This window comes from Enterobacter sp. ZOR0014, from assembly GCF_000798855.1.
Classification (GTDB): Bacteria; Pseudomonadota; Gammaproteobacteria; order Enterobacterales; family Enterobacteriaceae; genus Enterobacter; species Enterobacter kobei.
The window spans coordinates 1-19,505 of record NZ_JTLF01000317.1; the positions used below are offsets into that span (position 1 = coordinate 1).

Below are 19,505 nucleotides of genomic sequence, written 5' to 3' on the forward strand. Positions count from 1 at the left end.
ACAGTGGCGTTTCACCATCCTCAACCCAGACCAGAGAGGTAGGGCCAGCCTTAGGTGTGTTGGTCACAAAAGCAATATTCACAGTGTTATCTTCAGCCGGAACTTCAATCGTAATCGGGGAAGAGCCGTTCAGGCTACTGGTAAAGGTTTTTGTCACTTTGTTCGGCTGAGGTAATTTCAGGGCAGCAATTTGTGAGTCAGCATCAGCGGAATAGCCTAAACCCCAACGTGTAAAGAATTCACGTAAATCATGCCCCGCTGCTTTGCTGGCATTGACCACAAAGAAATCAATTTTTTGTTGATTGGTTGCAACCAGAGATTTGCCTTTACCCTCGTTATAGGTTTCGCGGTAGGTTTTGCCAATATAAGCGAAGAGATCGGGCCACGATGTTTTCAGCTGGGTAAACATCATTAATTTACGGAAGACGTCATTGTCAGTATCAAACTGATGTGTTTCGCCAGAATTCAGGAAAGAACCGACGGCCTGCTGATCCCAGGAGAAATTGTTGTAATACAGATTTTCGTGACAGGATTTATCCGTGACTTCTCCGCGTAACACACGGCAGGCTGAAACGGACATAATATTATTTGTCACTTCCGTTAACCCGTCCCATGCCCAGGTCATCTGATTTTGGTGGCCATATTCATGCCAATGGCCCCAGCTGGTTTCGGTTGGTAAGCTGTTGCCAAAGCCGATCCCAATACGTCCGGCTCCTCCCTGAGACCAGCAGCAGCTGTTAAAAATACCGAAATTCAAACCACGCAGAGGCTGATGTAAATACGATGACCCATCAAGCCCGTTAACCCTATCATAGTCCATGACGTAGCTTAATTGTTCGCGCAGCATTTGCAGCACATTGGTATTCAGTGACGCTTTAGCGGTGGAATTATTCACGACATACCGAGAGCGCCCGTCAAACAGCAGCGTTTGCCCGGTCGGTGTACTCTGCTGGCTCAGGGCCTTCCACTCTTCTTTTGTGTTAAGTCCGAAAACAAATAGCGGGTGTTTTTTCGCGGTCGTCGATGTGACATCCACACGAACGAGTGTGTTCATATGGCTATAGGTACCACTTTTATCCCAGCAGGCCAGCAGCATTAATCCATTTTCACTCAGAGTATATTGCGTTGAGTGATTGGCATTTAACTGCACCTGATATTTAGTGGTGATTGTACCGCTGTATTGATTTTCCAGTCCTGCGTAGCAGACCACATCATCGGGTTGGGAAGAGGTGGTCAATGTGAACGTATCACCCTCTTCACCATAATAATAGGTATTAAAATAGGGATTGCGACCTGTGAAGCCTGTTCTGGCACGAGCTTCATCATGATCTTCAATGGCTGGAATATAATAAATGTCTTTGTCAGCATCACCATAAATTTGCATGGTGCGCTTTTGCCAGTAGAGAACATCAGTCGGGTCGGCTGAACGGGTGAGGGTTTTTTGTGGATCTTCAGATAACAGTTGATAACTCATACCGAGTTCATCCAGAGCTTCATTGAAGGCCTGGTTATCCTGCCATCTTTCCCACCAGTTGGCCGTGGTTTCAGCGTATAAAGGCAAAGACGTTACCGATGCACATAACAGCGCAGCAGCAACACATTTTTTCTGTATGCCACTCTTCAGTATATTCATAAAAGATATGTCCGTTATCGAGAAAATATTAAGAAAAACGGACTCATTACATCACGCTGTAATATCGTTAAGAACCGAGGAATGATGAAAAGTAAATGTAGAAAAAATGATGATATTGAATATTTCTAGGTTGGGTTGGACATATAGTGACGGTAAATAGTTTGGGGTGAGAAACAAGGACGCAAAAAATAAACACGCCTGATAAACAGGCGTGTTTTTAGATTACTTCTCGTTGAGGCCGAGTTTCTTCTCAAGATAGTGGATGTTAGTTCCACCATTCTGGAAGTGCTCGTCGCTCATGATGCGCATCTGGAGATCAACGTTGGTTTTAATACCGTCGATGATCAACTCCTGCAGGGCGTTCTTCATGCGGGCAATCGCCACGTCACGGTTTTCGCCGTAGCAGATGAGCTTACCGATCATTGAGTCATAGTACGGCGGTACGGTGTAACCGGCGTAGATATGAGACTCCCAACGCACACCAAAGCCTCCCGGCGCGTGGAAACGCGTGATTTTACCCGGGCTTGGCAGGAAGGTGTTCGGGTCTTCGGCGTTGATACGGCATTCAACCGCATGGCCTTTCACCACGACTTCTTCCTGCTTGATGGACAACGGCTGACCCGCAGCGATACGCAGCTGTTCTTTGATCAGGTCAACGCCGGTGATCATTTCGGTAACCGGGTGTTCAACCTGAATACGGGTGTTCATCTCGATGAAGTAGAACTCGCCGTTTTCGAACAGGAACTCAAAAGTACCCGCCCCGCGATAGCCGATATCGACACACGCCTTGGCGCAACGCTCACCGATGTAGCGACGCAGTTCCGGGGTAATGCCCGGCGCAGGTGCTTCTTCGACGACTTTCTGGTGACGACGCTGCATGGAGCAGTCACGTTCTGCCAGATAGATCGCGTTACCCTGACCGTCAGCCAACACCTGAATTTCGATGTGGCGTGGGTTTTCCAGGTATTTTTCCATGTACACCATGTCATTGCTGAAAGCCGCTTTCGCTTCCGCTTTGGTCATGGAGATGGACTGCGCCAGTTCAGCATCGCTGCGTACTACGCGCATACCGCGACCGCCGCCACCGCCGGACGCCTTGATGATAACCGGGTAGCCAATGCGTTTAGCATGAGCACGGTTAGCATCCATGTCGTCGGTCAGAGGGCCGTCAGAGCCTGGTACGGTTGGCACACCGGCTTTTTTCATCGCGGTGATCGCAGACACTTTGTCGCCCATCAGGCGGATAGTGTCGGCTTTCGGGCCGATGAAGATAAAGCCAGAGCGTTCAACCTGCTCAGCAAAGTTGGCGTTCTCAGAGAGGAAGCCATAACCCGGATGAATTGCCACCGCGCCGGTGATTTCAGCGGCGCTGATGATAGCCGGGATGTTCAGATAGCTTTTTACGGACGGAGCCGGGCCAATACAGACCGTCTCATCCGCCAGCAATACGTGTTTTAAATCGCGATCCGCACTTGAGTGCACCGCGACGGTCTTGATGCCCAGTTCTTTACAGGCACGAAGAATACGCAGTGCAATCTCGCCGCGGTTGGCGATAACAATTTTATCCAGCATGTTCGCCTCGTTACTCGATGACGACCAGCGGCTCGTCAAATTCAACCGGCTGACCACTTTCGACCAGAATCGCTTTCACAGTACCTGATTTGTCTGCTTCGATCTGGTTCATCATTTTCATCGCTTCAACGATGCACAGGGTATCGCCTACGTTGACTTTCTGACCCACTTCGATGAACGCCTTCGCGTCCGGGCTCGGGGTGCGGTAGAAAGTACCAACCATTGGGGAACGTACGATGTGACCACTGATTTCTGCTGCAGCGGCAGGTGCGGCTTCAGCTGCTGGTGCAACGGCTGCGGAGAGCGCAGGCTGCTGCACTGGCGCAGCGTAAGCCTGCTGCATTACCGGGAAGCTAGCGGCTGGGGCTGCACGGCTGATGCGTACAGACTCTTCGCCTTCAGAAATTTCCAGTTCGGAGATGCCTGATTCTTCAACCAGCTCGATCAGTTTTTTAATCTTACGAATATCCATGAGTGGGTTCCGTACTCTTGTTTAGTGTGATTGTGACAAGCGTTTTACCGCTGTCTGTAAAGCGTATGAATAACCGTCAGCGCCCAGTCCGCAGATAACGCCAGTAGCGATATCCGACAGATACGAATGGTGGCGGAACGGCTCTCGGGCGTGCACGTTACTCAGGTGGATCTCGATAAACGGGATACTCACCGCGAGCAGTGCGTCGCGGATAGCAACACTGGTGTGCGTAAACGCGGCCGGATTGATCAGGATATAGTCCACATTGTCTTTAGCCTGATGAATACGGTCGATGATTGCGTACTCCGCGTTTGACTGAAAATGATCCAAATCCACATTCAGCGACGCTGCTTCCGTGCTCAGACGGTTAACAATTTCGCTCAATGTTAGCGTGCCGTACTTCTCTGGCTCACGGGTTCCGAGCATGTTCAGGTTCGGTCCGTTCAATACTAAGATATGGAACTTGTCAGTCATTATGCCGCTATCTCCTGCGATTTTCGGGTAAAAAACAAAATATACCGTCGAAGCGCAAATGTCACCTTTTCAGAGGCCAAAAACCACTGTCAGGCGAACCAAGGTCGCACATTATAACGATTTCGTAGCATTTGGCAGCTAAATACTGGTCTTATCAGGGAAGATTATCAACCGCAATCCAAAAAAGATTTGCGGTTGAGGGGCAATCTGCGGGAAAACGCACAGTTTCGCGAACTATCGCAACCACTGGCGGAACTTCTTGTAACGCCATGCTAAAAGCGCCACTGCCGCCAGCGCATACAGGACTGGCTGCGGGGAGAGGATCTTCACCGACCACAGATAATGAATGGGGGCGAGGATCGCGACAAGATAGACGAAGTTGTGCAGTAACTGCCAGCGTCTGCCCAGCTTTCGCTGCGCATATTGCGTGGACGTCAGCGCTAACGCCAGTAAAACCAGCCAGCTTACGATACCCAGCGTCAGATAAGGGCGTGTCACCAGCTCTCGGCCAAGCAGTGTCAGATTGTTAATTCCCAGTTCCAGCAGGGCGTAGCTGGTAAGGTGCAGCGTCGCCCAGGCAAAACACCATAGCCCCAAAAGCCGACGGGTACGTATCAATAATGGCTGTTTAGCGTAGCGCGCCAGCGGCGAGACGAGCAAGGTTGCCAGTAAAAATTTCAGAGCCATCCGACCCGTAAAATGCTGGATATCCTTTGCCGGATCGGCGCTAAAGAGGCCCTGACTGGCGGCCCAGAACAACCAGATAAAAGGAAGTATTCCGGCTAAATGCAGCAGCACTTTCAGCCAGGTAATCTGCTTTGCCGTTAAACGCACTCAGAAGTTCTCCCGTAAATTAAGGCCACGGTAAAGCGAAGCCACTTCATCCGCATACCCGTTAAACAACAGCGTGGGCTGACGCTTAACGTCCAGCGCACCACCCGCGCCAATAAAGCGCTCAGTCGCCTGCGACCAGCGGGGATGATCCACATGAGGATTCACATTCGCGAAGAAACCGTATTCACCCGGTGCTGCCAGGTTCCAGGTCGTTGGCGGACGCTCGCGAGTCAGCTTAATGCTGACGATAGACTTAATTCCTTTGAAGCCGTATTTCCACGGTACGGTTAACCGAATGGGGGCGCCGTTTTGAGGAGGAAGCGCCTTGCCGTATACGCCAACGGTCAGCAGGGTAAGGGGATGCATGGCTTCGTCGAGGCGTAGCCCTTCAACGTACGGATAGTCCAGTCCACCGCCGATAAACCGATCTTTCTGGCCCGGCATCTCGTCCGGAGCGTAGCGCGTCTGGAAGGCGACATATTTTGCATTGCTGGTGGGCTCAACCAACGCCAGCAGCTTATGCAGCGGGAAGCCGACCCAGGGTACCACCATCGACCAGGCTTCCACGCAGCGCATGCGATAGATGCGCTCTTCGAGCGGGAAGCGGGTGGTCAGATCGTGGTGGTCCAGCGTCAGGGGTTTTGCCACCTCGCCGTCAATTTTCAACGTCCACGGATCGGTTTTCATGCTGCCTGCATTGGCGGCAGGATCGGCTTTATCCAGACCAAATTCGTAAAAGTTGTTGTAGCCGGTGACTTTGTCTTCAGGGGTGAGCGTCAGTTTGTTTTGCCACTCGGCGGGTTTCGTAAACGTAAGCGGGGCGCCGGAAGGTGCCTTAGGGCGATCGTTACCTTTAAACCAGTCGAGCAGGTCGGCATGTGCCGCAGGGGAGAGCGTCAGTGCAGTGGCGCTGATGCCAAGCATTTTCAGGATCTGGCGGCGCTGTAACATAAAGACAGACTCGGACGTTACGTCGGCTTCCGTCAGTTTTCGGTTTTTCATGGCATCCTCCGTCATGCGTTTTTCTAAGCATGACGGAGGAGAGCGCTTCACGCGAATATGTCACGAAAATTTGAAGATTAGGCGATTTTCACCAGCGCGCGACCGTGGAACTGGTTATCCATGATTTTACTGGCATAGTCTGGCGCCTGGCTGAGACTTATCTCCGTTGCGCTCTGGGTAAAGAACGATTCCGGCAGATCGCGTACCAGACGTTCCCAGGCCTCCGTGCGGCGAGCCGCTGGCGTCATCACGGAGTCCACGCCCTGCAGGCGAACGTTACGCAAAATAAACGGCATGACGGTAGTTGGCAGGGCAAAGCCGCCCGCCAGACCGCAGGCTGCCACGCAGCCGCCGTAGTTCATCTGCGCCAGGACCTTCGCCAGCACTTTATCGCCGACGGTATCTACCGCGCCCGCCCAGACCTGTTTTTCCAGTGGACGGGTTTCGGCGAATTCATCGCGGCCAAGAATGCGGCTGGCACCGAGCTGGCGAAGATAATCATGCGTACTTTCCCGGCCGGAAACCGCCGTGACCTGGTAACCCAGTTTGTGCAGCAACGTTACCGCCGTGCTCCCCACGCCACCGCTGGCGCCGGTCACGACAATGTCACCCGACTCAGGGTGAACCCCCGCCTCTTCCAGCGCCATCACGCACAGCATGGCGGTAAAGCCTGCGGTGCCGATGATCATCGCTTTGCGACCATCCATGCCTTTCGGCATCGGCACCAGCCAGTCGCCTTTTACGCGCGCCTGTGTTGCCAGCCCGCCCCAGTGATTTTCACCCACACCCCAGCCGGTGAGCAGCACGTGCTGGCCCGCATGGAAGCGAGGGTCTTCGCTGCTGTGGACCCGGCCAGCAAAATCAATACCCGGCACCATAGGGAAATTTCGGATGATTTTACCCTTACCGGTGATCGCCAGCGCATCTTTGTAATTTAAACTGGACCAGTCGATGTCGACGGTGACGTCGCCTTCCGGCAGACGGCTCTCTTCTACGGCCTGTACTGAGGCAAGCGTTTTGCCGTCCTGCTGTTCTAAGATCAAAGCCTGCATACGGGGTCCTCACGACTCAGATGATTGGAAAATAATTTCTGAAGACTATACTCGCTCAGGGTAATTCAATGCCGATTTAACGCAATAAATTGCCAGATACGCCCGATTTGGTAGTATGCCGCATTTGAAATGCAAGTTAGCGCTTACTCGCTACCCCCTCAACCCACGGAGTAATCTCAAGGATGCGATTAACGACGAAGTTCTCGGCTTTTATCACCTTGCTAACGGGGCTGACCATCTTTGTCACGCTTCTGGGTTGCTCTTTGAGCTTTTATAACGCCATTCAGGACAAACTGGTCAACCGGGTGCAGTCTGTTGCATCGGTCATTGATACGCGTCTGCTGACCACGCCACTCCCGTCGCTCTCCCGGGAACTGGATGAGTTGATGGTGCCGGTTGATATTATTCGGATCGATATTCAGCAGGGAAAGCATCAGGTTTTAAGCCATGAACGGCAGGGAAGTTATCGCCCTGCGGGCGTAGTGAGTCAGTACCGGGAAGTAACGGTGCACTCCCTTAAAAACCCGGGTATGACCATTCACATGGTCTATCTCGATCCGATGGCCAGCTATTTCCGTTCCATGATGACCACCGCGCCGCTCACGATCGCGGTTGCATTCATTATTCTGCTCATTTTTCTCGCGGTTCGCTGGTTGCGCCGCCAGCTCTCAGGGCAGGAACTGCTGGAAATCCGCTCCGTCCGCATCCTGAACGGTGAGCGCGGCCCGCAGGTGCGCGGCTCTGTTCATGAATGGCCGTCACGCACCAGCAGTGCGCTGGATACGTTGCTCTCAGAAATTCAGTTTGCCAGCGACCAGCGCAGCCGTATGGATACGCTGATCCGCTCTTATGCCGCGCAGGATAATAAAACCGGCCTTAACAACCGCCTTTTCTTTGATAATCAACTGGCCACGCTGCTCGACGATTCGGAAAAAGTGGGCACTCACGGCGTGGTGATGATGATTCGCCTGCCCGATTTCGATCTGCTGCGCGACACATGGGGGCAGCGGGCCGCGGAAGAAAATCTCTTTACGCTGATCAACCTGCTCTCCACCTTTATCATGCGCTACCCCGGGGCACTGTTGGCCCGCTATCACCGCAGCGACTTTGCCGTGTTATTGCCGCATCGCACGCTAAAAGAGTCGGAAAGTATTGCCAGCCAGCTGCTGAAGGCGGTAGACGCGCTGCCCCAGACTAAAATGCTCGATCGCGACGACATGGTGCATATGGGGATCTGCGCCTGGCGTGGCGGTCAGTCGACGGAGCAGGTGATGGAGCATGCGGAATCGGCTACCCGCAACGCCGTGTTGCAGGGGGCGAATGGATGGGCCGTTTACGATGACTCGTTACCGGAAAAAGGGCGTGGAAACGTGCGGTGGCGTACGTTGATTGAGCAAATGCTGAGCCGCGGTGGGCCACGCATTTATCAAAAACCGGCGGTCATGAAAAACGGCTATGTCCATCATCGCGAACTGATGTGCCGTATTTTTGACGGTACGGAAGAGGTTATTTCTGCGGAATATCTGCCAATGGTGCTGCAATTTGGGCTGTCTGAAGAGTATGACCGCCAGCAAATTTCCCGCCTGATCCCATTTTTATCTTTCTGGCCGGAAGAAAGTCTGGCGTTACAGGTCACCGTTGAGTCGTTAATACGCCCGCGTTTTCAGCGCTGGCTGCGTGATACATTAATGCAATGCGAAAAATCGCAACGCAAACGCATTATTTTTGAACTTGCTGAGGCGGATGTGGGTCAACACATCAGCCGGTTACGTCCGGTGGTTCGTTTGATCAACGCGCTCGGTGCGCGTGTGGCGGTGACACAAGCTGGTTTAACGCTGGTCAGTACCGACTGGATCAAGGAACTGGATGTGGAGCTATTAAAGCTGCATCCGGGGCTGGTAAGAAATATTGAAAAGCGCACGGAAAACCAGCTGCTGGTTCAGAGTCTGGTTGAAGCGTGTAAAGGAACCCGAACACAAGTCTTTGCCGCGGGCGTGCGCTCCAGGGGCGAATGGCAGATGTTAACAGAGCGCGGTGTCATGGGCGGTCAGGGCGATTTTTTTGCCGCCTCTCAACCGCTTGACACCAACGTGAAAAAATATTTGCAAAGATACTCTGTTTGACCTGCCGTTTACGTTGTTTTCACGTAGAATATCGCGCCTGTAGCTTTGAGTATGTCGAGCAAAAAGCCAGTGAACGACCTTTAACGGGTTACAAAGGTCAGTAAGGAATGCTGCTGTTGACTCAGCCCTGAGGGAGTCAGGGATCAATTTTGTAACATCAGGAAACGTACTGCACAAATTTTCACCGTTGCAGATGATTTTTGCGCCTTGTCGCTGCTGCGTGTGGTTGGTAAAGTAAGCGGATTTTGTTTTCCGCCCCAGCTTTCAGGATTATCCCTTAGTATGTTGAAAAAATTTCGTGGCATGTTTTCCAATGACCTGTCCATTGACCTGGGTACCGCGAATACCCTTATTTACGTAAAAGGACAAGGCATCGTATTGAATGAGCCTTCTGTTGTGGCCATTCGTCAGGATCGTGCAGGCTCGCCGAAAAGCGTCGCCGCAGTGGGTCATGACGCGAAGCAGATGCTGGGTCGTACCCCTGGCAACATCGCCGCAATTCGCCCAATGAAAGACGGCGTTATCGCTGACTTCTTCGTGACTGAAAAAATGCTTCAGCACTTCATCAAGCAGGTTCACAGCAACAGCTTCATGCGTCCAAGCCCGCGTGTTCTGGTGTGTGTGCCGGTTGGCGCAACCCAGGTAGAGCGTCGCGCAATCCGTGAATCTGCTCAGGGTGCGGGTGCTCGTGAAGTGTTCCTGATTGAAGAGCCAATGGCGGCGGCAATCGGTGCAGGTCTGCCTGTGTCTGAAGCAACCGGTTCAATGGTGGTGGATATCGGTGGTGGTACCACAGAAGTGGCCGTTATCTCTCTGAACGGTGTGGTGTACTCCTCCTCCGTACGTATCGGTGGTGACCGCTTCGATGAAGCCATCATTAATTACGTGCGCCGTAACTACGGCTCTCTGATCGGTGAAGCGACCGCAGAGCGTATCAAACACGAAATCGGCTCTGCTTATCCGGGCGATGAAGTGCGTGAGATCGAAGTGCGTGGTCGTAACCTGGCGGAAGGTGTGCCACGCGGCTTTACCCTGAACTCCAACGAAATTCTGGAAGCGCTGCAGGAACCGCTGACTGGCATCGTGAGCGCGGTAATGGTTGCGCTGGAACAGTGCCCACCAGAACTGGCGTCCGATATCTCCGAGCGCGGTATGGTTCTGACCGGTGGTGGTGCGCTGCTGCGTAACCTCGACCGCCTGTTAATGGAAGAGACAGGTATTCCTGTCGTAGTTGCAGAAGATCCACTGACTTGCGTCGCCCGTGGTGGTGGCAAGGCGCTGGAAATGATCGACATGCACGGCGGCGACTTGTTCAGCGAAGAGTAGTCATTGTGAAAGGGTAGCGAATCGCTACCCTTTCTCTCTGACACGAGAATACGCATAGCCTATGAAGCCAATTTTTAGCCGTGGCCCATCGCTACAGTTTCGCCTTATTCTGGCGGTTCTGGTTGCGCTTGGCGTCATTATTGCCGATAGCCGCCTCGGTACGTTCAGCCAGATCAGAACGTACATGGATACCGCCGTCAGTCCTTTCTACTTTATATCAAATGGTCCCCGTGAACTGCTCGACTCCGTTTCTCAAACGCTGTCTTCACGAGACCAGCTCGAACTTGAAAACCGGGCATTACGCCAGGAACTGCTGCTGAAAAACAGCGAACTGCTGATGCTGGGGCAATATAAGCAGGAAAACGCGCGTCTGCGTGAACTGCTCGGCTCGCCGCTGCGTCAGGATGAGCAGAAGATGGTCACCCAGGTGATCTCCACCGTGAACGATCCTTACAGCGATCAGGTTGTGATCGACAAAGGGAGTGTGAACGGTGTGTATGAAGGCCAGCCCGTAATCAGTGATAAAGGCGTAGTGGGGCAGGTTGTTGCCGTCGCCAAGCTGACCAGCCGCGTGCTGCTGATTTGCGATGCCACGCATGCGCTGCCTATCCAGGTCCTGCGTAACGATATCCGCGTGATTGCGGCCGGTAACGGCTGTACGGACGATCTGCAGCTGGAGCACCTGCCTGCGAACACGGACATCCGTGTCGGTGATGTCCTGGTGACTTCCGGTTTGGGTGGACGCTTCCCTGAGGGTTACCCGGTTGCGGTGGTCTCTTCCGTGAAGCTCGATACTCAACGTGCGTACACCGTCATTCAGGCTCGTCCGACTGCGGGTTTACAGCGTCTGCGCTACCTGCTGCTGCTCTGGGGTGCCGATCGTAATGGCACGAATCCGATGACGCCTGAAGAGGTGCACCGTGTCGCAAACGAACGCCTGATGCAGATGATGCCGCAGGTTCTTCCGCCTGCGGACTCCATGGGGCCACCTGCGCCAGTGCCCGCGCCGGCAACCGGGTTAACGCAGCCGCTGCCAGATGCGCCGCCACCGCCTAAACTCTCTTCGGGAGGGCAGTAGTGGCAAGTTATCGTAGCCAGGGACGCTGGGTCATCTGGCTCTCGTTCCTCATTGCACTGTTGCTGCAGATTATGCCCTGGCCGGATAACATTCTCGTTTTCCGGCCAAACTGGGTCTTGCTCATTTTACTTTACTGGATCCTTGCCCTGCCGCACCGCGTAAATGTCGGCACGGGTTTTGTTATGGGTGCCATACTGGATCTCATTAGTGGCTCTACGCTGGGCGTTCGCGCCCTGTCCATGAGCATTATTGCGTACCTCGTCGCACTGAAATTCCAGCTCTTTCGTAACCTCGCGCTCTGGCAACAGGCCCTGGTCGTGATGTTGTTGTCGCTTGCTGCGGATATCGTTGTTTTCTGGGCAGAGTTTTTAGTGATCAACGTCTCTTTCCGACCGGAAGTGTTCTGGAGTAGTGTAGTAAACGGTGTGCTCTGGCCGTGGCTGTTCCTGCTGATGCGTAAGGTTCGCCAGCAGTTTGCCGTGCAATAAAAAGGTTTCTATGACGTCTTTGTATCTCGCTTCCGGTTCCCCGCGCCGTCAGGAACTCCTGACCCAGTTAGGGGTATCTTTTGAACGCATCGTGACCGGCATTGAAGAAAAACGTGCTGAGGGCGAAAGTGCGCAGCAATACGTCTCTCGCCTGGCGCGCGAGAAAGCGCAGGCGGGCGTGGCGTTAGTGCCCCGCGATCTGCCGGTGCTGGGAGCAGATACCATCGTTATCCTTAATGGTGAAGTGCTTGAGAAACCGCACGATACCGAACATGCGGCGCGTATGCTGCGCAAAATGTCCGGGCAAACGCATCAGGTAATGACGGCGGTCGCGCTGGCGGATAGCCAGCACGTGCTGGATTGTCTGGTGGTAACCGATGTCACGTTCAGAGTACTTACCGACGACGAGATCGCCGCTTATATTGCCAGCGGTGAACCGATGGATAAAGCAGGTGCATACGGTATTCAGGGGCTGGGTGGCTGTTTTGTCAGGAAGATTCATGGCAGCTATCACGCCGTAGTCGGCTTACCGCTGGTGGAAACGTATGAGTTGCTGAGCAATTTTAACTCACTGCGTGAGGGAAGGGATAATTATGACGGCTGAATTGTTGGTAAACGTAACGCCATCGGAAACCCGTGTGGCCTATATTGACGGTGGCATTCTTCAGGAAATTCATATTGAGCGTGAAGCGCGGCGCGGAATAGTAGGCAATATCTACAAAGGTCGTGTCAGTCGTGTACTGCCGGGTATGCAGGCGGCTTTTGTAGATATTGGTCTGGATAAGGCGGCATTTTTACATGCCTCCGATATCATGCCGCACACCGAGTGCGTTGCAGGCGAAGAGCAAAAGCAGTTTGCCGTGCGCGATATTTCCGAACTGGTGCGTCAGGGCCAGGACTTAATGGTGCAGGTGGTGAAAGATCCCCTGGGCACCAAAGGCGCTCGTCTGACCACCGACATCACCTTACCCTCCCGTTATCTGGTCTTTATGCCCGGCGCGTCACACGTCGGCGTTTCGCAGCGCATTGAGAGCGAAAGCGAGCGCGAGCGTCTGAAGAAAGTGGTCAGCGCCTACTGCGATGAACAGGGCGGGTTTATTATCCGCACCGCCGCGGAAGGGATCAGCGAAGACGATCTGGCATCCGATGCCGCATACCTTAAGCGCGTCTGGACCAAAGTGATGGAGCGTAAAAAACGCAACCAGACCCGCTACCAGCTTTACGGTGAGCTGGCGCTGGCTCAGCGCGTTCTGCGTGACTTTGCCGATGCGCAGCTCGACCGCATTCGCGTGGACTCTCGCCTGACGTATGAAGCGCTGCTGGAATTTACCGCTGAATACATCCCGGAAATGCCGGGCCTGCTGGAGCACTACACCGGGCGTCAGCCTATCTTCGATCTCTATGATGTCGAAAACGAGATCCAGCGTGCCCTGGAGCGTAAGGTTGAGCTCAAGTCCGGCGGGTATCTGATTATCGATCAGACCGAAGCGATGACCACCGTCGATATCAACACCGGCGCGTTTGTTGGCCATCGCAACCTCGATGACACCATCTTCAACACCAACATTGAAGCCACGCAGGCGATTGCCCGCCAGCTGCGTCTGCGCAATCTCGGCGGCATTATCATCATCGACTTCATCGATATGAGTAATGAAGATCACCGCCGCCGCGTGCTGCATTCACTGGAGCAGGCGCTGAGTAAGGATCGCGTGAAAACCAGCATTAACGGTTTCTCGCAGCTGGGGCTGGTGGAAATGACGCGTAAGCGCACCCGTGAAAGCGTTGAGCATGTGCTGTGTAATGAATGCCCAACCTGCCATGGACGCGGAACGGTAAAGACGGTTGAGACCGTCTGCTACGAAATTATGCGTGAAATCGTCCGAGTTCATCACGCCTACGACTCCGACCGTTTTCTGGTCTATGCTTCCCCTGCGGTGGCGGAAGCGTTGAAAGGCGAAGAGTCGCACGCGCTGGCGGAAGTGGAAATCTTTGTCGGCAAACAGGTAAAAGTACAAATTGAACCGCTCTATAACCAGGAGCAGTTTGACGTTGTGATGATGTAAAACGCAGTACGCTGCGTGACGAAAGCTGACAAGGAGAGATGCGTGAGGCGATTGCCGGGGATTTTATTGCTTACAGGGGCAACGCTGGTCGTGATTGTCGCGTTGCTCGTGAGCGGGCTACGCCTCGTTTTGCCGCATCTCGACAGCTGGCGTCCGCAGCTGCTGGCAAAAATCGAATACACCACTGGTGTGCCGGTGGACGTAAGCCAGCTAAGCGCCAGCTGGCAAAATTTTGGCCCGACGCTCGACGTCCGGGATATCAATGCCAGCCTGAAAGATGGCGGCCATCTGAAAATCAAACGCGTGACCCTGGCGCTGGACGTCTGGCAAAGCCTGCTGCATCTGCGCTGGCAGTTTCGCGATCTCACCTTTTACCAGCTTCAGTTTCTGACCAATACGCCGCTAACGGGCGGTGAGGATAATCAGGGCCTGGAAGCCAACCGCTTCAGCGATCTCTTCCTCCGCCAGTTCGATCATTTCGATCTGCGCGACAGCGAAGTGAGCTTTATTACCCTTTCCGGCCAGCGCGCCGAACTGGCGATCCCACAGCTAACCTGGCTTAACGGCAAGAACCGACACCGCGCGGAAGGACTGGTGAGCCTGTCCAGCCTGAACGGCCAGCACGGCGTGATGCAGGTACGTATGGATCTGCGCGACGATGACGGCCTGTTAAACAACGGTAAAGTCTGGCTGCAGGCCGACGATGTGGACGTGAAGCCCTGGCTCGGCGACTGGTTACAGCAAAACATGCAGCTGGAAACCGCCCGCTTTAGCCTTGAGGGCTGGCTAACCCTGACGAAGGGAAAATTCGCCAGCGGCGATATCTGGCTGAAGCAAGGGGGCGCAAGCTGGAAGGGCGAAAATCAGCAGCATCAGCTTTCCGTCGATAACCTCACCGCGCATGTGACGCAGGAGAAAGAGGGCTGGCAGTTTGCTATTCCGGATACGCGCATCACGATGGACGGCAAGCCGTGGCCACGCGGTGCGCTGACGCTGGCCTGGATGCCGGAGCAGGACGTGGGCGGCGCGGCCAGTAAACGCAGCGATGAGCTGCGTATCCGCGCCAGTAACCTGGATCTGACAGCCATCGAAGGCCTGCGCTCGATGGCGGCGAAACTCTCCCCGGAACTGGGCGAGATTTGGCTGGCAACGCAGCCGAGCGGCAAGATTGATGCGCTGGCGCTGGATATCCCGCTTCAGGCCACAGAGAAAACCCGTTTCCAGGCCTCGTGGAACGATCTTGCCTGGAAGCAGTGGAAGCTGCTTCCAGGGGCCGAGCACTTCAGCGGCAAGCTGGAAGGTAGCGTGGAAAACGGCAGGCTGACGGTGGATATGCACCACGCCAAAATGCCTTACGAGACGGTCTTCCGTGCGCCGCTGGAAATTGAACAGGGCAATGCGGTGCTGAACTGGCTCCGTAATGATAAGGGCTTCCAGCTTGATGGCAGGCATATCGACGTCAAAGCCAAAGCGGTGCATGCACGCGGCGATTTCCGCTACCTGCAGCCAGATGGCGATGAGCCCTGGCTGGGTATTCTGGCCGGCATCAGTACCGATGATGGTTCTCAGGCCTGGCGCTATTTCCCGGAAAACCTGATGGGGAAAGCGCTGGTCGACTATCTGAGCGGCGCGATTCAGGGCGGTCAGGCGGATAATGCCACACTGGTCTACGGTGGTAATCCGCACCTTTTCCCGTACAAACATAATGAAGGTCAGTTCCAGGTGCTGGTGCCGCTGCACAACGCCACCTTCGCGTTCCAGCCTGGCTGGCCTGCGCTGAAAAACCTGGATATCGAACTTAACTTCCTCAATGACGGCTTATGGATGAAGTCTGACAGCGTTGCGCTGGGCGGCGTGACGGCCAGCAACCTGACGGCTAACATCCCGGACTACTCAAAAGAGAAGCTGCTTATTGATGCCGACATTAACGGTCCAGGTAAAGCGGTGGGGCCGTACTTTGAGGAGACGCCGCTGAAAGAGTCTCTGGCGGCGACGCTGCAGCAGCTCCAGCTTGATGGCAATGTGAATGCTCGCTTACATCTTGATATCCCGCTTGACGGTGAGATGACCACCGCCAAAGGTGATGTCCGTCTGAAGAACAACAGTCTTTACATTAAACCGCTTGAGAGCACCCTGAAAAACCTCAGCGGGCAGTTCAGTTTTGTGAATGGTAACCTCAAGAGCGAGCCGCTGACTGCCAGCTGGTTTAATCAGCCGGTGAATATTGACTTCACAACCACTGAGGGTGAAAAAGCTTACCAGGTGGCCGTCAATCTTGACGGTAACTGGCAGCCTGCGCGTATGGACGTCCTGCCGAAGCCAATTGAGGCGTCAGTGGATGGCGCGGTAGCCTGGAATGGCAAAGTGGCTATTGAGCTGCCTTATCACGCAGGCGTGCAGTATAAGGTCGATATCACGGGTGACCTGAAAAACATCCACAGCCAGTTGCCCGCGCCGCTGGATAAACAGGCCGGACAATCGCTGCCGGTGAAGGTCAACGTCGATGGCAACCTGAACAGCTTTGCGTTGACCGGAAATGCGGGCAGCACAAACCATTTCAACAGCCGCTGGCTGCTTAATCGCAAACTCACCCTCGACAGGGCTATCTGGACGACGGACAGCAAAACCACGCCGCCGCTGCCCGACCATGCGGGCGTTGAGCTCAATCTTCCGCCGATGGATGGCGCGGAGTGGCTGGCGCTGTTCCAGAAAGGCGTTGGACAAAACGTGGATGAAGCCGCCCAGTTCCCGCAAACCGTTACGGTACGCACGCCGTCGCTGATGTTGGGCGGACAGCAGTGGAACAACCTTAGCATTGTTTCTCAGCCCACCGCGAATGGCTCCAAAGTGGAGGCGCAGGGCCGGGAGATCAACGGCACGCTTACCATGCGTAATAACGCGCCGTGGCAGGCAGCGATTCGCTATCTCTACTACAACCCGGCCACCGCGAGTAAAGATCAACCGGCGAACACATCGCCGCTGAGTCAAGCCTCCCGCGTCGATTTTAGCGGCTGGCCCGATCTCCAGTTGCGCTGCGCGGAATGCTGGCTGTGGGGGCAAAAATATGGCCGTATCGACGGCGATTTTGCCATCCAGGGGAATACGCTTACGCTCTCCGGCGGCTTGGTCGATACCGGTTTTGGCCGCATGACGGCCGCAGGGGAATGGGTCAATAACCCTGGCGAACAGCGGACCTCCCTGAAGGGCGACATTAAAGGCAACAAACTGGATGCGGCAACCAATTTCTTTGGCATCACTACGCCGCTGCGGGGATCGTCATTTGACGTGAATTACGATCTTCACTGGCGAGACGCGCCGTGGAAGCCAGACGAAGCGTCACTGAACGGTATTTTAAAAACCCGCTTTGGCAAGGGGGAAATCGCCGATGTGAGCACGGGGCGCGCCGGGCAGATCCTGCGCCTGCTGAGTTTTGATGCGCTGCTGCGCAAGCTGCGCTTCGATTTCAGCGACACCTTCAGCGAAGGTTTCTACTACGATTCCATCCGCAGCACGGCGTGGATAAAGGACGGCGTGATGCATACGGATGACACGCTGGTAGACGGCCTGGAAGCGGATATCGCCATGAAAGGCTCAGTCAATCTGGTACGCCGTGAGCTGGATATGGAAGCCGTGGTGGCGCCGGAAATTTCCGCGAGCGTGGGCGTGGCGGCGGCGTTTGTGGTGAACCCGATAGTCGGTGCGGCGGTATTTGCTGCCAGTAAAGTGCTGGGCCCGCTGTGGAGCAAAGTCTCGATTCTGCGCTATCGCATTACCGGTCCGGTGGATAAACCTCAGATTAACGAGGTACTGCGCCAGCCGCGCAAAGATGCACAGCAATGATTTGACGTGGGCAGGTAATTGCCTCACTCTCAATAAATACGATTTTTATACCGCCACGGGCGGCAACGAACGAGTAGCAATACGATGAGTCTGAACCTGGTAAGTGAACATTTGCTCGCAGCGAACGGCCTGAGCCATCAGGACCTGTTCTCCATTCTTGGTCAACTGACCGAACGCCGTCTCGACTACGGCGATCTCTATTTCCAGTCGAGCTATCACGAATCCTGGGTTTTAGAAGACAGCATCATCAAAGATGGTTCTTATAACATTGACCAGGGCGTCGGCGTGCGCGCCGTCAGCGGTGAGAAAACCGGTTTTGCCTATGCCGACCAGATTAGCCTGGCTGCACTGGAGCAAAGTGCGCAGGCTGCACGTACCATTGTGCGTGATACTGGCGATGGCCGTGTGAAAACCCTCGGTGAAGTGTCGCACTCTGCGCTCTATACCAGTATCGATCCGCTGCAGAGCATGAGCCGCGAAGAGAAGCTGGATATTTTGCGCCGCGTGGACAAAGTGGCGCGTGCTGCAGATAAACGCGTTCAGGAAGTCTCTGCCAGCCTGAGCGGTGTTTATGAACTGATTCTGGTGGCGGCAACGGACGGTACGCTGGCCGCCGATGTGCGTCCGCTGGTGCGTCTTTCCATCAGCGTGCAGGTTGATGACAACGGTAAACGCGAGCGTGGCTCCAGCGGCGGCGGCGGTCGTTTCGGCTATGACTGGTTCCTGGGGGATGTGGACGGCGAAGCGCGCGCTGACGCGTGGGCAAAAGAAGCCGTGCGCATGGCGATGGTGAATCTTAACGCTGTTGCGGCTCCCGCCGGGACATTCCCGGTGGTGCTGGGCGCAGGCTGGCCGGGCGTGCTGCTGCACGAAGCGGTGGGCCACGGTCTGGAAGGCGACTTTAACCGTCGCGGGACATCCGTGTTCAGCGGTCAGATTGGACAGCTCGTCTCCTCTGAGCTGTGCACCGTGGTGGATGATGGCACCATGCCTGACCGTCGCGGTTCGGTGGCTATCGATGATGAAGGTACGCCAGGCCAGTACAATGTGCTGATTGAAAACGGCGTGCTGAAAGGTTACATGCAGGACAAACTCAACGCGCGCCTGATGGGTGTCGCGCCAACGGGTAACGGCCGTCGTGAATCTTACGCGCACCTGCCAATGCCGCGCATGACCAATACTTACATGTTGCCGGGCAAATCCACGCCGCAGGAGATTATCGAGTCTGTAGATTACGGTATCTTTGCGCCAAACTTTGGCGGCGGCCAGGTGGACATCACCTCCGGTAAATTTGTCTTCTCTACCTCAGAAGCGTATCTGATTGAGAAGGGAAAAGTGACCAAAGCGGTAAAAGGTGCGACCCTGATTGGTTCCGGTATCGAAGCCATGCAGCAGATCTCTATGGTCGGTAACGATCTGAAGCTGGACAACGGCGTGGGCGTCTGCGGTAAAGAGGGCCAGAGCCTGCCGGTTGGCGTCGGCCAGCCAACCCTGAAAGTGGATAATCTGACGGTGGGCGGTACAGCGTAGTTTTCACCGCCTCACCCT

Annotated in this window: 15 protein-coding genes; 8 read left to right on the top strand and 7 right to left on the bottom strand. The window is 54.6% G+C overall.

Annotation, left to right across the window (positions count from 1 at the left end; all coding sequences use genetic code 11):
* The 7 genes from L977_RS17775 to acuI all read right to left on the bottom strand — a co-directional run.
* Window positions 1-1,633: M60 family metallopeptidase (locus L977_RS17775; protein ID WP_047626448.1), on the bottom strand; the 1,633-nt coding region annotated here is incomplete at its 3' end.
* 222 nt (window positions 1,634-1,855) lie between these two features.
* The gene (accC, locus tag L977_RS17780; protein ID WP_003860388.1) at window positions 1,856-3,205 is read right to left on the bottom strand and encodes an acetyl-CoA carboxylase biotin carboxylase subunit; all 1,350 of its coding nucleotides are present in this window, start codon (window positions 3,203-3,205) and stop codon (window positions 1,856-1,858) included.
* Between the two features lie 10 nt (window positions 3,206-3,215).
* Window positions 3,216-3,677 (bottom strand): acetyl-CoA carboxylase biotin carboxyl carrier protein, encoded by a 462-nt coding sequence (gene accB, locus L977_RS17785; RefSeq protein ID WP_010436174.1) that lies wholly within the window; start codon window positions 3,675-3,677, stop codon window positions 3,216-3,218.
* Between the two features lie 21 nt (window positions 3,678-3,698).
* On the bottom strand, window positions 3,699-4,151 hold the full coding sequence (gene aroQ / locus L977_RS17790) for a type II 3-dehydroquinate dehydratase (protein WP_023331425.1): 453 nt from the start codon (window positions 4,149-4,151) through the stop codon (window positions 3,699-3,701).
* Window positions 4,152-4,385: 234 nt separating this feature from the next.
* Window positions 4,386-4,985: a protein-methionine-sulfoxide reductase heme-binding subunit MsrQ gene (gene msrQ / locus L977_RS17795; protein ID WP_014885437.1), complete on the bottom strand. Its 600-nt coding sequence runs from the start codon at window positions 4,983-4,985 to the stop codon at window positions 4,386-4,388.
* The gene (gene msrP, locus L977_RS17800) at window positions 4,986-5,987 is read right to left on the bottom strand and encodes a protein-methionine-sulfoxide reductase catalytic subunit MsrP (RefSeq protein ID WP_023331424.1); all 1,002 of its coding nucleotides are present in this window, start codon (window positions 5,985-5,987) and stop codon (window positions 4,986-4,988) included. It abuts the gene before it with no gap.
* A 77-nt stretch (window positions 5,988-6,064) separates the two neighbouring features.
* Entirely contained in the window at window positions 6,065-7,039 is a 975-nt protein-coding gene (gene acuI, locus L977_RS17805; RefSeq protein WP_045281397.1) for an acrylyl-CoA reductase (NADPH), read from the bottom strand.
* 182 nt (window positions 7,040-7,221) lie between these two features.
* Here acuI and csrD point away from each other — a divergent pair, with 182 nt between their 5' ends.
* From csrD to tldD, 8 genes are all read left to right on the top strand, one after another.
* Window positions 7,222-9,162: an RNase E specificity factor CsrD gene (csrD, locus tag L977_RS17810; protein ID WP_047626451.1), complete on the top strand. Its 1,941-nt coding sequence runs from the start codon at window positions 7,222-7,224 to the stop codon at window positions 9,160-9,162.
* A gap of 282 nt (window positions 9,163-9,444) precedes the next feature.
* Entirely contained in the window at window positions 9,445-10,488 is a 1,044-nt protein-coding gene (mreB, locus tag L977_RS17815; protein WP_000913396.1) for a rod shape-determining protein MreB, read from the top strand.
* A gap of 61 nt (window positions 10,489-10,549) precedes the next feature.
* Window positions 10,550-11,566 (top strand): rod shape-determining protein MreC, encoded by a 1,017-nt coding sequence (gene mreC / locus L977_RS17820; RefSeq protein ID WP_008502850.1) that lies wholly within the window; start codon window positions 10,550-10,552, stop codon window positions 11,564-11,566.
* On the top strand, window positions 11,566-12,054 hold the full coding sequence (mreD, locus tag L977_RS17825) for a rod shape-determining protein MreD (protein WP_008502849.1): 489 nt from the start codon (window positions 11,566-11,568) through the stop codon (window positions 12,052-12,054). Before mreC ends, mreD begins: the two co-directional genes overlap by 1 nt.
* Before the next feature lie 10 nt (window positions 12,055-12,064).
* Window positions 12,065-12,658: a Maf family protein gene (locus tag L977_RS17830; RefSeq protein WP_014885433.1), complete on the top strand. Its 594-nt coding sequence runs from the start codon at window positions 12,065-12,067 to the stop codon at window positions 12,656-12,658.
* Window positions 12,648-14,117 (top strand): ribonuclease G, encoded by a 1,470-nt coding sequence (gene rng / locus L977_RS17835; protein WP_014885432.1) that lies wholly within the window; start codon window positions 12,648-12,650, stop codon window positions 14,115-14,117. Before L977_RS17830 ends, rng begins: the two co-directional genes overlap by 11 nt.
* Before the next feature lie 42 nt (window positions 14,118-14,159).
* The gene (yhdP, locus tag L977_RS17840; RefSeq protein ID WP_047626454.1) at window positions 14,160-17,957 is read left to right on the top strand and encodes an AsmA2 domain-containing protein YhdP; all 3,798 of its coding nucleotides are present in this window, start codon (window positions 14,160-14,162) and stop codon (window positions 17,955-17,957) included.
* 84 nt (window positions 17,958-18,041) lie between these two features.
* The gene (gene tldD, locus L977_RS17845; protein WP_047626456.1) at window positions 18,042-19,487 is read left to right on the top strand and encodes a metalloprotease TldD; all 1,446 of its coding nucleotides are present in this window, start codon (window positions 18,042-18,044) and stop codon (window positions 19,485-19,487) included.
* Window positions 19,488-19,505: the final 18 nt, after the last annotated feature.